The following is a 14,510-nucleotide window of genomic DNA, read 5'->3' on the forward strand; positions in this document are numbered from 1 at the left end:
GGCGGCGGACCAAGGCGTCGGGACAGGACGGTGAGGGTGCCGGCCATGCGCAGGACCGTGGCATGACCGACGGGCCCGAGAGCGGCCCTGCGAACGCGCCGTTAATCGTCGTGGGGGATGCCGTCAGTGGCGAGCGCACCTTGCGCATCCTCGTTCGCGACCCGGATCTGAGCCGCTTCGTCTGCCGAAGCGCGCGTTGCGCCATGATATGACGCCGACCGCGATCGCCGACCGGCCGTCTCGACCAGCGCGTCGCCCTGATGGCGCGCCTGCGCGAGGTTGCGGAACAGCGCCTCACTCAAGAACTCGTCCCGCATCCTCTAGGTTAAGCTTTCCACAAACACGTGTCTTGCATCGGCTTGCTCGGCGCGATGTCGTGCCGCTCGACCTCGTGCTCGGCGAACCACCCGGGGATGATGGAGGGGATAGCGGTAGGAGTCAGGGTGGTCATTCATCCTCGACCTGCGCGGGGCGCAGCGAAGTGCTCGAACTGCGCCGCCACCGGTCCGCTAGCTGCGCGCTGCGCCGCACGCCGAGCGGAGATGACCCTCCGGGCGAGCCTCGCTATGGCCACTGACCGGATGCGGGCCTGCCGCTGGGTCTCGTCCGCGCGGCCGGCTCAGTCCCGCGGTGTGAGGCGACCGAAGTCGACGGGCGCCTCGGGCACCAGCCCGCGGCGATTCAGAAGGTGCGTCAGGCGCAGCTGAACGTACCGCGCATGGTCGAGGAGCAGCTCGGTCAGCCGCGCGCGGTCGCGATCAGCCAGCGCGCGCAGGATGTCGTCGTGCTGGGCAAGGTTCAGGCGGAACTGCTCGTCCTGATGGGACAGCTCCGGCAGCTCGTTCTGGTAGGTGAAGTTCAGGACCCTCGCGACGTGGCGCTGGATCTTGAGTGCGTAGGTCTCGATGAAGGCGTTGTTCAGCGTCGCGTAGAAACGCATGTGGAAGGCCATGTTGATCTGCGTGATGCGCAAAAAGTCGCGGGCGTTCACCGCTTCGACATAGCTGGCCTGGATCCGCAGCAGGTCGTCGAGCAGGCCGGGATGGTCCATCGCGATGCGGTGGCACAGCATCGCCTCGCAGAACTGGTGCGCCTCGATCATCTGGGCGAAGTCCTCGAAGCCCAGCGGCGCCACGAAGGCGCCGCCGCGGTTCGGGCGCAGGTCGACGAAATCCTCGGCCGACAGCCGGTTCATCGCCTCGCGCGCCGGCGTGCGGCCGAGGCCGAACCGCTCTGTCAGGAGCCGTTCGTCGATGCGGCTGCCGGGTTCCAGCGTCAGGTCCATGATCCGGTCCCTGAGCAGTGCCACCGCGGCTTCGACCTGCGAGACCTCCATCAGTAGAGCCGTCCGCGCGCCGTCACCGGCCAGACCGTCTCGACCGCGCCGCCACGGATGCCGACATACCAGTCGTGCAGGTTGACGGTCGGATCGCAATGGCCCGGGATCAGCCAGACCCGGTCGTCGAGGCCAAGCCGCGCCTCGGGATCGTCGAGCGTGCCGTGTTCGTCCGACAGGCCGCGCAGGGTGATGCCCTCGGGCGATGCGACCTGCGGCAGTCCGCTGTCGGGGGAACTCGCCTTGAGCCCCGCGTCGCAGACCGCGCGGCCGGGACCGGTGCTGATCACCGTGGCCAGAACGTAGAGCGATTGGGTGAAGCCGCCGGGCGCGCCGTTGCCGTCGCGCACGCGGTTGTAATCGGCGTCCATGAAGACGTAGCTGCCGGCCTGGATCTCGGTATAGACGCCCGAGGCACCCTCGATCCCGAAGGTGCCGGTCCCGGCGCCGGTGACGCGGTCGCAGGCGATGCCCTCGGCCCGGATCGCGTCGCGCACGCGGGCGGTCAGCGCGATCGAGACCTCGAGCGCGCGGGCGCGCTCGTCAGGGTCGTAGATGTGCTGGGCGCGTCCATAGTAGCTTTGCAGCCCGCCGAAGCGCAGGCCGGGCGCGTCCTCGATCATCCGCGCCAGCGCCACCGCGCCTTCGGGCGTGGTGCCGCAGCGGTTCGACCCGCAGTCGAGCTCGACCAGCACCTCGATCTCGGCGCCCGCGGCGACCAGCGCGGCGACCTGCCCCGGATGATCGACGCAGACCGCGATGCGGGCGCGCCGCGACAGCGCGACCAGCCGTTCGATCCGCGCCGCCCCCACCACCTGGTTCGCGATCAGGATGTCGTCGAGGCCCTCGTCGACCAGCGCCTCGGCCTCCGACAGCTTCTGGCAGCACAGGCCCACCGCGCCGGCCGCGACCTGCGCCCGGCCGATGTCGGCCGACTTGTGGGTCTTGGCATGGGCGCGCAGCGCGACGCCCAGCCGGTCGGCATGCGCGGCCATGCGCGCGACATTGGCCTCGAACAGGTCGAGGTCGACGACCAGCGCCGGTGTCCGGATCGCGGCGATCGGGTCGCCGGGGCGGGCAGGGGCTTCAGGCGGGTTCGACATGGCGCAGCGCGGGTCCCTTGGCAGGCTGGGGCAGGGTGATCTCGATCCCGCCCAGCGGTGTGCGCAGGGCGGTGGCACCCGGCGGCACCAGCGTCGTTGCATCGGGATCGGTGATGATGCAAGGCCCCGTCGCCCGATCGAGCGCGGTGCGCGGGATCACCGGCGCATCGAGCCAGCCGTGGCTGCCGAACCAGGCGCGCTGCGTGCTGGCCTGCCCTTCGGTCGGCAGGCGCCGCCGGGACAGGTCGAGCCGGCCCACCGGGATCGCATAGGCGACCTCGATCGCGGTGAAGCGGACGGGTTCGTCATCGGGCGCGGTGAACTTGAAGACCCGGTCGTGTTCGGCGACGAAGGCCGCGCGCACCGCGTCCGGATCCAGCCGCGCGGGATCGCCGAGGCTCACCTGCAGGTCCGAGGACTGGCCCGCGTAGCGCATGCGCGCGGTGACGCTGACACGGCCGCCGGGCTGGGCGGCCTCGGCCTCGGCCAGCGCGGCCATCTCGGCCAGCATCGCCTGCGCCTGCGCCACGCTGTCCGGGCCCACGATCGCGCGGAAGCTGCGCGACTTGTGGATCTCGACCTCGGCGCAGAGAAGCCCGAGGGCCGAGAAGACGCCCGGCGCCGGCGGCACGATCACCTTGGGGCAGCCCAAGGTCTGGGCGATGCCCGCGGCGAAGAGGGGGCCGTTGCCGCCGAAGGCGAAGACCGCGAAGTCGCGCGGGTCCTGACCGCGTTCGGTGGTGACCGCGCGGATCGCTTGGATCATCGTCACGCAGGACAGCGTGAAGACGCCGTGCACCGCCTCTTCGACCGGCAGGCCGATCGGATCGGCCAGCTGTTCGGTCGCCACCTTCACCGCCGCGTCGCGCGACAGCACCATCTCGCCGCCGGCGATGGAGCTTTCGTTCAGATAGCCCAGCGTCAGGTTGCAGTCGGTCACCGTCAGTTCGGTCCCGCCGCGGCCGTAGCAGGCGGGCCCGGGGTTCGATCCGGCCGAGCGCGGCCCCACCTGCGGCACGCCCGCGGCATCGAGCGCGATGATCGACCCGCCGCCCGCGCCGACCTCGGCCAGGTCGATGGCGGGCACGCGCAGGGTGAAGCCGCCGCCCGACAGCAGCCGCTCGACCTGCAGCACGTGGCCGCCGACCTGGAATTCGGTGGCCTTGCCGGGGGTGCCGTTCTCGACCAGCGCGGCCTTGGCGGTGGTGCCGCCGATGTCGAGCGTGATGACCGTGGGCGATCCGGTCTGGCTGCCGATGATCGAGGCGCCGACGACGCCTGCGGCCGGGCCGCTTTCGATGATGTGGATCGGCTGTTCGGCGGCGATCCGCGCGGGCGTCAGCCCGCCGTTCGACTGCATGAAGAACAGGGGCGCCGCGATCCCGCGACCCTCCATCATCGCCAGCAGACGGGCGACGTAGTCCTTGATGACCGGCTGGACATAGGCGTTGATGACGGTGGTCGAGGTGCGGGGATATTCGCCCTCTTCCGGCAGCAGCACGTGGCTCAGCGACAGGTGCACCTCGGGCCAGATCTCGCGCAGGATCTCGGCCACGCGGATCTCGTGGGCGGGGTTGGCATGGGCGTTGATCAGGCAGACCGCGACCGAGGTGACGCCCTCGGCGCGCAGCATCTCGACCGCGGCGCGCACGTCGGCCTCGTTCAGCGGGGTCATCTCGGTGCCGTCGGCGAGGATGCGGCCCTCTACCACGCGGCGGTAGCGGCGGCGCACCAGCGGTTCGGGTTTTTCCCAGGTCTGGTCGTAAAGCCGCGGCATGCGCAGGTCGCGGATCTCCAGCACGTCGCGGAAGCCAGTGGTGGTGATCAACCCCGTCTTCGCGCCCGAGCGTTCCAGCAGCGTGTTCGACCCCAGCGTCGTCGCGTGCAGCACCTGGCCGATTTCACCCGCGGTGATCCCGGTGCGCGCCAGCAGCCGGTCGATGCCTTCGCCGATGGCGACCGTGTAGTCGTCATGCGTCGTCAGGGTCTTGAACGTGTGCAGGTCGCCCGCGCCATCCTCGAGGATGAAGTCGGTGAAGGTGCCGCCGATGTCGATGGCGAAGCGGGCCTGTTTCAGGACGGGGGTCATTTGGCCTCCTTGCGCAGCTCGGCGCGGCGGGCTTCGGTGGCGGCGGTGTCGACGGTGCCTTGGGCCGTCAGGATCACGCCGTAGATGTCGCGGGCGGTCGCGGTCGAGACGAAGTCGTCCAGCCAGTCCTCGGCCACGGCGGCCGGGTCGCGGTCGAGCGGATCGCCATAGCCGCCGCCCGAGGGCAGCGTGTGGCTGAGCACGTCGCCCTTGCGCATCGACATGGTGAACTTGGACGACAGCGGCCGGCCGTTCATCAGCGAGATGCCGGCCGCGCCGTCATGGCCGCCTTCCAGCCCGTAGGGCCGGTGCGACTGGCGGTCGGCGCGCACCGACAGCACGGCCTCGTCCTCGGTCAGCATGTAGTCGCGCCGCATCGCGGCCCCGCCGCGGAATTTGCCCGCGCCCGCGCTGTCGTCGGCGAATTCGTTGACGGTGATGACGATGCCGTTCTCGCCCTCGACCGTTTCGGTCGAATAGCTGGCCATGTTGGCGAACATCGTGGTGTTGCCCTCGTGCCCGTCGGCCCAGGGGCGCGCGCCCCAGGCGGCCGAGAAGAAATCGACGAAGATGTAGGGCTTGCGCTCGGCGGTCCAGCCGCCGATCGAGACGTTGGTGTTGCCGCCGTCGCCGCAGGCGAAGACCTGCCCGGGCGCGAGCTTGGCCATCGCGCCGAAGGCGCAGTCGGCCATGCGGAACCCGGTCAGGCCGCGGGCGGCGCAGGCGGCGGGCATCACGGCATTCGCGATGGTGCCCGGCGGCGCGATCACCTCGACCGCGCGGAACACGCCGTCGTTGTTGGGTGCCCCGTCCGCCAGCACGGTCTTGACCGCGGTGTAGGAGGCGGCGGCGGTGTAAGAGAAGGTGTTGTTGATCGCCCCCTTCACCTGCGGCGCGGTGCCGGTCCAGTCGACCACCAGCCGCTCGCCCGATTTGCGGATCGAACAGACCAGCTTGATCGGCTGGCCCACGTCGATGCCGTCGTCGTCGATGTAGTCGGTGAAGGTCACCTCGCCGTCGGGCAGGCGCTTGATCGCCTCGCGGGTCAGGATCTCGGAATAGTCGAGAAGCCCCTCGACAAGGCCGACGAAGGCCTCGCGGCCGCGCGACAGGGCCAGCGCCTGGATGCCCTGTTCGGCGATCCGGCAGGCCGCGATCTGGCCGCGCAGGTCGCCGTCGAAGCGTTCGGGCATGCGCACGTTCGAGCGCATCATCGCCATGAAGGTTTCATTCACCACGCCGCGACGGTGCAGCTTCAGCGGCGGGATGCGGATGCCTTCCTGATAGATTTCGGTCGAATCCGAGGCGTTCGATCCCGCGACCCGGCCGCCGACGTCGGTGTGGTGGCACACGGCGCAGGCCCAGGCGACGATCTCGCCCTCGACGAAGACCGGCTTGAAGGTGAAGATGTCGGGCAAGTGCATGCCGCCCGAATAGGGGTCGTTCATCACGAGGATGTCGCCCTCCTCGATCGGGTCCTTCATCGCCGCGATCGAGGCCTTGAGCGCGACGGGGATCGAGCAGAGATGCCCGGGCAGCGACAGGCCCTGCGCGGCCAGCCGGCCCTCGCGGTCGCAGATGGCGGTCGAGTAGTCCATGATGTTCTTCAGCACGCCCGAATAGGCGGTGCGGAAGATCGTCAGCGCCATCTCGTTCGCGATGCCGGTGATCGCGTGGCGGAACAGCTGGAAGGCGATGGGATCGGCGATGGCGCCGGCGGGTTCGGGGACCGGCGCGCGCGCGGTGGAGGCGGTGGAAACGCTCATGGGGCGATCTCCTTCGGGGTGAGAATGAGCCGTCCGGCCACGATCAGCGCCGAGAGGCCGAGCGAGGGCAGGAGGGCGGCAAGGGTGGCGGCGGTGCCGCCGATGCGCGGGGTCAGGATCGCGACCGCCGCGAGGTAGGTGAACAGCGCCGGCACGCCGAGCCGCGCCGACTGGTAGGTGGCCTGGGCATTGCGGCTGCCCGAGCGTTTCATGCCCAGCGTGACGAAGGTCAGCGCCATCGGTGCGGCGGCGATCCAGGCGCTGAAGACCGGTCCGACCCGGCCCGAGATCGCCGAGAGCACCAGCACCATCGACACCGCCTGCAGCGCCGGGATCCAGGCGCGCCGCCGCGCCGCCGCCGCGGCCCGCGCGGTGAAGGCCACCCGGATCGGCAGCACCAGGTGTGACAAGACCACCGCCGCGGTGATCGCGGTCAGGCTCTGGACCAGCGTCCAGGGACCGGTCGCGGTGATGGCGGCGATCACCGCGAGCCAGGCCAGCAGGCTCGCGCCCAGCAGCCGCGACGCGGCCAGCCGGTCGAACAGCCGGGCCGCGACGATGACGAAGGTCAGCATCGCGGGCAGCGACATCGCGGCGCCGCGGGCGGCGGTCAGCACGAAGCCGTCGTCCTGCGTGCCCGCGATCGCGAGCAGGCCCGCCGCCATCGTCATCGGCAGCGCGATGATCCAGGCCGCAACCGGCGGCGGCGCGCCGTCGATCGCGCGGATCATCAGCCAGACGACCGCGCCGCAGCAGAGCGCCCGGGCAAGGATGACGGCGGCGTCCATCACTTCATCCAGTTCGGCAGCACGAGCGCGATCTGCGGGAAAATCACGATCAGCACGATCGCCAGCAGCAGCGTGCCCAGGAACGGCAGCACCCCGCGCGCCACGTCGCTCAGCGATCCGCGCCCGCGCACGCCCTGCACCACGAAGAGGTTGACCCCCACCGGCGGCGTGATCATCGCCGTCTCGATCAGCAGGATCACGAGGATCCCGAACCAGACCGGATCATAGCCGAGGCCGGTCACGATGGGCGTGAAGATCGGCACGGTCGCGACCATCAGCGACAGCGTTTCCATGAACAGGCCGAGCACGAGGTAGAACAGGATGATCACCATCAGCGTGCCCAGCGGCCCGAGGTTCAGGTCGTTGAAGAAGCTGGTGACGTTGCGGGTCAGGCCGATGTTGCCGAAGACGAAGTTCAGGAAATAGGCGGCGGTGGTGATCGCCAGCAGCATGCCCGTGGTGCGGATCGTGCCGGCGAAGGCCGCGTGCAGCATCGTGCGGGTGAGGCTGCGCCCCAGCGCCGCGATGGCGAGCGAGCCCAGCACGCCGAGCGCCGCCGCCTCGGTCGGGGTGGCCCAGCCGGCATAGATCGAGCCCACGACCAGAAGGAAGATGAACAGCGGCGGGATCAGGTGCGGCAGGCCGCGCAGCCGCGCGTCCCAGCCCGCCTCGATCCGCCGGCCGCCCCAATCGGGGCGCAGCCGGCAGGCCAGCCAGACGGTGACGGAAAACATCACTGCCAGCCCCAGCCCCGGGATGATCCCGGCAAGGTAGAGCCCGGGGATCGAGGTGTTGGTCATCGCGCCATAAAGGATCAGGTTGATCGAGGGCGGGATCAGGATCCCGAGCGTGCCCGAGGCCGCGATCGATCCCAGGAACAGCCGTTCGTGATAGCCGTGGCGGCGGATCTCGGGAATGGCGGTGGTGCCCACGGTGGCCGCGGTCGCGACGGAACTGCCCGAGGTCGCGGCGAAGAGTGTCGATGTGGCGATGTTGGCATGCATCAGCCCGCCGGGCAGCCAGACCAGCCAGCCCGACAGCGCCGCATACATCCGCGCAGCGACGCCCGAGCGCAGCAGGATCTCGCCCATCAGCACGAACAGCGGCACCGCGACCAGCACCGCGTCGTTCATCGCCTGCCAGCCGATGGTGGCGATGCCGCGGGTGGCGGGGATGAAGGAATAGATTTCGGACAGGATGACCCCGGTCAGGCCCAGGACCGCCGCGACCGGCAGCGACAGCAGCAGAAGCCCGAACAGCGAGACGAGCGTGACGGCGATCATGCGCGCACCTCGCCGGCGGCCATGTCGTTCAGCGCCTTCTCCTCGGCCAGATCGTCATCGGCACTGCGCGCGCCGATCAGCGCCTGCACCGTGGCCGCGTCGCCCGCCGCCAGCGCGACCAGCGCGCGCAGGAACAGCACGGCACCGGTGACGACGAAAAGCGCGATGCCCGCGAACCACAGCGACTGCGGCACCCATTGCAGCACCGCGAGCGGCGTCATCGACCGCGTACCCATGGTAACGGACCGCGTCAGAAGCGTGGCTGCGTAATTCAGCAAGAGGCCGTAGAAGCCGATCATCCCCGCGAGCGCCAGAAGGTCGAAGGCGGCCTGGCCCAGCCGCGGCAACCGCGCCTGCACCAGGTCGATGCGGATGTGGCCGCGGTTCAGAAGCGTCTCGGTGAAGGCGATGGCCGCGACGAAGGCCAGCAGGTAGCCGCCGATTTCGTCCAGCCCGCCGAAGCTGTGCCCCGCGAAGCGGCGCATCAGCACCTCGACGCCGACGGCACCGCAATAGAGGGTAAGCAGACCCCCGCCCAGCCAGACGCCGCCCGCCGAGAGGCGACGCAGGCCGGACAGGGTGCTGTCCAGCCCGCGCGTGATCATGGCAGGGGGGCCTCCTTGCCGATCGCCTTGCCGACGGTCGCGTTCCATTCGGCCGTGCAGTCGGCACCGCAGCGCTTGGCCCAGTTCGGCAGCACGGCGCTGTCGACGATCTCGGCGCTTTTCGCGCGGTCGGCCTCGGTCAGCTCGACCAGCTTGATCGAGGCGGGCAGGCCCAGCTTGCATTCGCCGCCGGTGGAGCAGGCGAGCGCGTCGGTGTCCTGTTCGATCTGCGCCTGCCAGGCCTCGGCCTCGAGCTTGCCGTACTGCTCGGTCAGCAGGGTCTGGACCTCGGGCGACCAGCTGTCCCAGGCATCCTTGTTCGCGGCCCAGAACACCATCGACCAGCCGACATTCATCGGGAAGATCGATTTCGTGACCTCGAACCAGCGGGCGGTGTTGCCCGACGAGGTGCCGGTCACGGCGCAGTCCGCCACGCCGCGCTGCAGCGCGGGGATCACGTCCACGAAGGGCATGGTGACGGTGGTGCCGCCCAGAGCGCCGACGAAGTCCGAGAGCGTCGCGTTGAAGACGCGGATCTTCTTGCCCGACAGGTCCGACAGGCCCGAGATCTCGTCGCGGCACCAGAAGACCTGGCTCGGCAGCGGCGCGAGGCCCAGCAGATGGGTGTTGAACTTCTCTTCCAGCACCTTGGCCAGCACCGGGCGGTAGGCGTCGGTGGCCTTCTTGGCCTCGGCATTGGTCAGCGTCACGCCCGACAGGTCGAGCGCCTCGAAGCGCGGATCCTCGCCGGCCATGTAGCTGATGTTCTGCACCGCCAGCTGCAGCGTGCCGTCCTGCAGCAGCGACAGCACCTCGGGACCTTTCAGGCCGGCGATGTCATGGGGCACCGCCTCGACCGAGACGAGATCGCCCGCGGCCTCCTTGAAGGGGCCGGAGTAGAAGGCCTCCTCCATCTTCCAGAGGTAAAGGTTCGAGGTGTAGCCGATGGCGCGGATGTCGACATCCGCGGCTTGGGCGGTGGTGGCGGCGAGTGCGGCGCAGAGCGCCGGTGCCAGCAGGGGGCGGGCAATCTTTCCAAGACGCATTCCGGGTGGTCCTCTCTGTTGGGATGTGCGGGCGTTGCCGCGATCTGCCGTTCGGCATGGAGATATACGTGAAGTATATGTGAGCGGGGGCGCATCGTCCTGCCAACACCTTCCTTCGGATGACGCGAAGAAGCCCCGGCGATGGACGGATCGCGGGCAGGGCCGGGCGGCCTTGCTGAAGAAAGAAGCGCCGGGTGATCCGCCGGGGGCGGGCCCTGTCGATTGGGGGGACATTGGCGCGCCAGTCGGACGGCAGGCCAAACTGCCCTTCATCCCATCGGCCTCATGCCACGGCTTTGATCTCGGCCAGTCCAAGGGTCGAGCGGCGATTCATGATGCCGATCAGGACAGGCGCAAGTGGCACCTGTTCCGGCCGGGCGCGGATCGTTTTACGGACGAATGGGATGTCGCCCTGTCCGATCGAGGTGCATTCGACTGCGCGGATGTGACCATGGCCGAATGCACCGTCCGCCACTCGCGTCTGCGCGTCGTGCCAAGCTTGCGCGCCAGTCCTCCACCATCGCCGCGGAAACGGATGCTCTTGCCAACGATCAACAGGTTCAGCGGCGCACCGGAGCGCGGCTACGGGATCCGCACCGGGTCCGGGCCTGACGCCGACACAGCGTCGAGCAGTCGGGCACGGGCCAATCCCGCCCGGCCATCCTGATCAGGCTGGCGACCAGACCGTTCGCCTGTGGGCTCGGACCAAGGCCGCCTTACCAGCTGACTTTGACGCAGCGGCAGGCCGAACAGCACTTTCAGAGTCAGGCAGGTCTGAATGGCCTGCGTCGGGACAACGGCTCTCCGGACCGCTTTCCGTTCCTCCGGAGTCGGGGACGGTCTCGGGATGGCCGGGCGTGCCACCGCGCGCGGCCTGCCAAGACATTTCCGGATCGAACCGGACGGACAATGATCCCCGCCGCTTCAGTGATGCATCATGGTCGGACCAGTTCGCCGTGCGGTCACGGGTGTCGGCAGGCTTTGACATGCCAACCATCTGACGATCAGGAGTCCCGAGGTGACTCGCTCTCACTGACAGGTGCGCCAAACCCGAGCTGACCGAGAAAGCCCCCAGCGCGCCGCCGGCTCCGGGGGCTTTCACATCACCACTTACCTGAGGGGCTGGGGTGCAGCCTGTCCAGGCTCCCCCACCAATGCCATGGTTCGGAGGGGGGATGCCGTCCGGATTTGATCAGCTCAGTCCACGGGTGATCACGACCAGCGCAAGCTGACCGGGATCTGGCAGCCCGATGGACTTTTCGGAGAAGATGCGGGCGCGACCTGCGCGGTTGGGTTGCGATCTGAATGTCTCCACGACGGCTTCCGCCGCCGAGAGCGCGCTCGAGAGGTGGTCTCCCGGTGCGGCACGGGCAAGCGCGGTGGCCTGTGCGTCAAGGCCGTCCAGCACCGTCTTTTCACCAAGCGATGCCTTGCCGCGCGCCATCATCGCGTCACGCGCCTGGGCCACGAGAGCCGGGATCTGATCCGGTGCGAGTGCGGTCTCACCCTTGAGCGCCTTTGCCGCCGTCATCATCCCCGTGGCGACGAGCGTGCCGAACGAGGAAGAGGATGCCATCTGGAATGCCTTCGCCATGTCGAAGAAGGCGCGCCCCACATCTTCGGGCAGGTCCAGCGCCGCGCAGGCCGCGAAGCCTTCGGCAACGGTGATGCCGAGATCGCCATCTCCAAGCTGGGCATCGGCGGCACACAGATCGGCACGGCTCGCTTCGGCCTCACGGGCGATGCGTTGCAGGGCGGCGGAGAGGTCGGCGGATGTGATCCCCATATCAAACCCTCCAGAAGGCACAATTGGCAGGCGCATGAAGAAGCGTCTCAAGCTCTGCATCGAGCTTCAGGATGCTGAGCGTGGCGCCGGTCATCTCCATTGACGTGGCGTAGCGACCCACGAGCGGCATCACGATGTCCACCCCAAGTTCCGACAACCGCTGCGCCAAGCGGCGATACAGGATGTAGAGCTCCTCGAGCGGGGTCGCGCCCAAGGAATTCACGAGGACCGACACCCGGTCGCCAGCTGACAGTGGGCGATCCGCCACCGGGGGAGGCTGGGCTCGATCTGTGACGGGAGGTGAAGCACTGTGGCCGTCCCGTCAGCCGAAGCGCGGTGCCGCGCCCAGAGCGGCGACATGGGCGGGGGCGAGGGGGGGCGGCTCGCTGTCGAACAGCGCCGCGAGCACGGCGCCCGTCGTGGGACCCAGGGTGAAGCCCTGATGGCCATGGCCGAAGTTGACCCACAGGCCCGCGTGCCGCGGTGCCCGGCCGATCAGCGGCAGCATCTCGGGCAGGCAGGGGCGGTGCCCGTGCCAGACTTGGCCGGGCATCGCCTCGCCGATCTCGAACAGCTCGCGTGCGCCCGCGAGGCCCCGGTGCAGCTGGCGCAGATCAACGGGCGCGTCCCGGGCGACGAAGGCCGCGCCGGTGGTGATCCGCAAGCCCGCCGCCATCGAGCTCAGCACAACCCCGTGGTCGGTGTCGAGCGTCGGGCGGTGGATCGGCAGCGGCGTCCGGAAATGCGCGTGATAGCCGCGCTTCCACAGCATCGGGATCCTGTAGCCGAAACGCCGCATCAGCGCCGGCGACCATGGTCCCAGCGCGACGACCGCGGCCTCGGCGTCGATCCCCGCGCCGGGCAGGTGCCACCCGCCGCCGCGCGATTGCAGCGCCATGGCGTCGGCGGTCACGATCCGCCCGCCGCGGCGTTCGAAGAGTGCACCGTAGCCCGCGCCAAGGGCCCCCGGATCGCTGACCGACCACGGATCGCGCCACAGGATCGCCCCCGCCACCGCCCGGCGCAGCGCGGGCTCGGCACGGGCGGTGGCGGGGCCGTCCAGCGCCTCGAACACGGTGCCGTAGGTGCGGGCCATCCGCTCCGCCGCGCGCTGCGCCGCCTGAAGCCGCCCGGGATCGCGGTAGATCTCGATCAGGCCGGTCCGGCGGACCAGGTTGTCCAGTCCGGCGGCCGCGATCAGCGGCGCATGATCCGCCACCGCCCGCGTGGTCAGCGCGGCATAGGCCGGCCCGATCCGCGCGACATTGCCGGGGGCGGAGGCGCGCCAGTAGCGCCAGAGCGCCGGCGCGATCGCCGGCAGGTCGCGCCAGCGAAAGCTGACGTCATTGGATCGGCCGAGCGCATGGCCCGTCAGCGTGGCCAGGTCCCGCGGCATCGCGTAGGGTTCGGCCGCCTCGACCTGGATCGCGCCGGCATTGCCGTGGCTGGTCTCTGCCCCCGGCGGCCCGCGGTCGACCAGCGTCACCGCGTGCCCCCGCGCCTGAAGCGCCAGCGCCGTGCCAAGCCCCACCATCCCGGCGCCCAGAACCATGATCTCGGCCATCGGCGACCTCCCGTCTCGTGCTCAGCCTTCGGCGATGGCGGTGATCTCGAGCTTTGCCGCGATCATCAGCCCCGCGGCATAGGTGGTGCGCACGGGGCGCGGCTCGGGGAAATAGCTGGCATAGACCGCGTTGAACGCCGCGAAGTCGTCCGGGTCGGTCAGGATGCAGCTGGTCGAGACGACGTCCGAAAGGCTCAGCCCCTCCGTCGCAAGGGTCCGGGCGATGTTTTGCAGGCAGGCGTGGGTCTGGGCCTCGATCCCGTCCGGAATGGCGCCATCGGCATCGAAGCCAAGCTCGCCCGACAGGTAGACCGTGCTGCCCAGGCGGCGCAGTTTCGAGAGCGGCGGCGCGGGGCGGGGGGGCTGGTTGCTCATGGATCGGTTCCTTTCGGTTGTCACGCCTTGGGCGCGGTGATCGCGGCGTAATCGCCGGGTTCGCGGTGCTGGGCGAAGTTGAAGATGTTCTGACGGATCTCCGCGCAGCGGTCGAGATCGACCTCGGCGGTGATGACCTCGTCGCCATCTGTCAGCGTGCGCGCCGCGATCTCGCCGGTCGGGGCGACGATGACGCTGCCTGCGATCAGCCGCGATCCCTCTTCCAGCCCGGCCTTGGCCACCGCCACCGCCCAGAGGCCGTTCTGGTAGCAGCCGGCCTGCACCGACAGCTCGTTGTGGAAGTTCTGCAGGTGGTCATGCTCCGGTGCCGGCGGGAAATGTGCGGGCGTGTTGTAGCCCAGCGTCACCAGCTCGGCCCCGCCAAGCCCCAGCACGCGCCAGGTCTCGGGCCAGCGGCGGTCGTTGCAGATGCACATCGCGGCCTTGCCGAAGGGGCCGTCGAAGACCGGGAAGCCCAGGTCGCCCTTCTCGAAATAGTACTTCTCGAGATGCTGAAACGGGCGCCACGGCTCGTTCTCGGCATGGCCGGGCAGGTGGATCTTGCGGTACTTGCCCAGGATCGTGCCATCGGGCCCGACGAGGATCGAGGTGTTGAAATGGCGCCCCTCGGGCGTCAGCTCGGCGAAGCCGAGGGTGAAGCCCACCCCGAGCGCCCGCGCTAGGCTCAGGACTCATAGCCAGAAGAGGACGGTTGCGGCGAGAGCGATGGCCGAGAGGAAGACCTTCGGGCATCTGTCGTAGCGCGTCG

14 protein-coding genes and 1 pseudogene are annotated in these 14,510 nt (G+C 69.5%); all 15 read right to left on the minus strand.

Annotated elements, in window-relative coordinates:
- Nucleotides 1–101: 101 nt before the first annotated feature.
- Nucleotides 102–302: a hypothetical protein gene (locus V8J39_RS22855; protein WP_336463290.1), complete on the minus strand. Its 201-nt coding sequence runs from the start codon at nt 300–302 to the stop codon at nt 102–104.
- A 317-nt stretch (nt 303–619) separates the two neighbouring features.
- Nucleotides 620–1,336, minus strand: coding sequence for a GntR family transcriptional regulator (locus V8J39_RS22860; protein WP_336463291.1), 717 nt, complete (start codon nt 1,334–1,336; stop codon nt 620–622).
- The gene (locus V8J39_RS22865; RefSeq protein WP_336463292.1) at nt 1,336–2,439 is read right to left on the minus strand and encodes a DSD1 family PLP-dependent enzyme; all 1,104 of its coding nucleotides are present in this window, start codon (nt 2,437–2,439) and stop codon (nt 1,336–1,338) included. Before V8J39_RS22865 ends, V8J39_RS22860 begins: the two co-directional genes overlap by 1 nt.
- Complete coding sequence (locus tag V8J39_RS22870) at nt 2,423–4,528, minus strand: hydantoinase/oxoprolinase family protein (protein WP_336463293.1); 2,106 nt, start codon at nt 4,526–4,528, stop codon at nt 2,423–2,425. Before V8J39_RS22870 ends, V8J39_RS22865 begins: the two co-directional genes overlap by 17 nt.
- Nucleotides 4,525–6,294, minus strand: a complete 1,770-nt coding sequence (locus tag V8J39_RS22875) for a hydantoinase B/oxoprolinase family protein (RefSeq protein ID WP_336463294.1) — start codon at nt 6,292–6,294, stop codon at nt 4,525–4,527. Before V8J39_RS22875 ends, V8J39_RS22870 begins: the two co-directional genes overlap by 4 nt.
- Entirely contained in the window at nt 6,291–7,082 is a 792-nt protein-coding gene (locus V8J39_RS22880) for a hypothetical protein (RefSeq protein ID WP_336463295.1), read from the minus strand. Before V8J39_RS22880 ends, V8J39_RS22875 begins: the two co-directional genes overlap by 4 nt.
- Entirely contained in the window at nt 7,082–8,365 is a 1,284-nt protein-coding gene (locus tag V8J39_RS22885; protein WP_336463296.1) for a TRAP transporter large permease, read from the minus strand. Before V8J39_RS22885 ends, V8J39_RS22880 begins: the two co-directional genes overlap by 1 nt.
- A complete protein-coding gene (locus V8J39_RS22890; protein WP_336463297.1) occupies nt 8,362–8,970 on the minus strand; it encodes a TRAP transporter small permease subunit in 609 nt (202 codons plus the stop codon). The genes V8J39_RS22885 and V8J39_RS22890 overlap by 4 nt, the downstream gene beginning before the upstream one ends.
- Nucleotides 8,967–10,016, minus strand: coding sequence for a TRAP transporter substrate-binding protein (locus V8J39_RS22895; RefSeq protein ID WP_336463298.1), 1,050 nt, complete (start codon nt 10,014–10,016; stop codon nt 8,967–8,969). The genes V8J39_RS22890 and V8J39_RS22895 overlap by 4 nt, the downstream gene beginning before the upstream one ends.
- 346 nt (nt 10,017–10,362) lie before the next feature.
- A pseudogene (locus tag V8J39_RS22900) lies at nt 10,363–11,004 on the minus strand (transposase); the annotation flags it as partial.
- 204 nt (nt 11,005–11,208) lie between these two features.
- The gene (locus V8J39_RS22905; RefSeq protein WP_336463299.1) at nt 11,209–11,802 is read right to left on the minus strand and encodes a dihydroxyacetone kinase subunit L; all 594 of its coding nucleotides are present in this window, start codon (nt 11,800–11,802) and stop codon (nt 11,209–11,211) included.
- A 1-nt stretch (nt 11,803) separates the two neighbouring features.
- Complete coding sequence (locus V8J39_RS22910) at nt 11,804–12,070, minus strand: dihydroxyacetone kinase subunit DhaK (RefSeq protein WP_336463300.1); 267 nt, start codon at nt 12,068–12,070, stop codon at nt 11,804–11,806.
- A 54-nt stretch (nt 12,071–12,124) separates the two neighbouring features.
- Nucleotides 12,125–13,366 (minus strand): NAD(P)/FAD-dependent oxidoreductase, encoded by a 1,242-nt coding sequence (locus V8J39_RS22915; RefSeq protein ID WP_336463301.1) that lies wholly within the window; start codon nt 13,364–13,366, stop codon nt 12,125–12,127.
- A gap of 21 nt (nt 13,367–13,387) precedes the next feature.
- A complete protein-coding gene (locus V8J39_RS22920) occupies nt 13,388–13,741 on the minus strand; it encodes a RidA family protein (protein WP_336463302.1) in 354 nt (117 codons plus the stop codon).
- A 20-nt stretch (nt 13,742–13,761) separates the two neighbouring features.
- Nucleotides 13,762–14,430: a nitrilase-related carbon-nitrogen hydrolase gene (locus tag V8J39_RS22925; RefSeq protein ID WP_336463305.1), complete on the minus strand. Its 669-nt coding sequence runs from the start codon at nt 14,428–14,430 to the stop codon at nt 13,762–13,764.
- Nucleotides 14,431–14,510 lie beyond the last annotated feature (80 nt).

The sequence above is a fragment of the Frigidibacter sp. MR17.24 genome (genome assembly GCF_037095655.1).
Taxonomy (GTDB): Bacteria; Pseudomonadota; Alphaproteobacteria; order Rhodobacterales; family Rhodobacteraceae; genus Frigidibacter.

Coding starts and splice junctions, on each gene's coding strand:
- V8J39_RS22860 (WP_336463291.1), bottom strand. CDS start 1,336: ATGGAGGTCTCGCAGGTCGAAGCCGCGGTGGCACTGCTCAGGGACCGG.
- V8J39_RS22865 (WP_336463292.1), bottom strand. CDS start 2,439: ATGTCGAACCCGCCTGAAGCCCCTGCCCGCCCCGGCGACCCGATCGCC.
- V8J39_RS22870 (WP_336463293.1), bottom strand. CDS start 4,528: ATGACCCCCGTCCTGAAACAGGCCCGCTTCGCCATCGACATCGGCGGC.
- V8J39_RS22875 (WP_336463294.1), bottom strand. CDS start 6,294: ATGAGCGTTTCCACCGCCTCCACCGCGCGCGCGCCGGTCCCCGAACCC.
- V8J39_RS22880 (WP_336463295.1), bottom strand. CDS start 7,082: ATGGACGCCGCCGTCATCCTTGCCCGGGCGCTCTGCTGCGGCGCGGTC.
- V8J39_RS22885 (WP_336463296.1), bottom strand. CDS start 8,365: ATGATCGCCGTCACGCTCGTCTCGCTGTTCGGGCTTCTGCTGCTGTCG.
- V8J39_RS22890 (WP_336463297.1), bottom strand. CDS start 8,970: ATGATCACGCGCGGGCTGGACAGCACCCTGTCCGGCCTGCGTCGCCTC.
- V8J39_RS22895 (WP_336463298.1), bottom strand. CDS start 10,016: ATGCGTCTTGGAAAGATTGCCCGCCCCCTGCTGGCACCGGCGCTCTGC.
- V8J39_RS22905 (WP_336463299.1), bottom strand. CDS start 11,802: ATGGGGATCACATCCGCCGACCTCTCCGCCGCCCTGCAACGCATCGCC.
- V8J39_RS22915 (WP_336463301.1), bottom strand. CDS start 13,366: ATGGCCGAGATCATGGTTCTGGGCGCCGGGATGGTGGGGCTTGGCACG.
- V8J39_RS22920 (WP_336463302.1), bottom strand. CDS start 13,741: ATGAGCAACCAGCCCCCCCGCCCCGCGCCGCCGCTCTCGAAACTGCGC.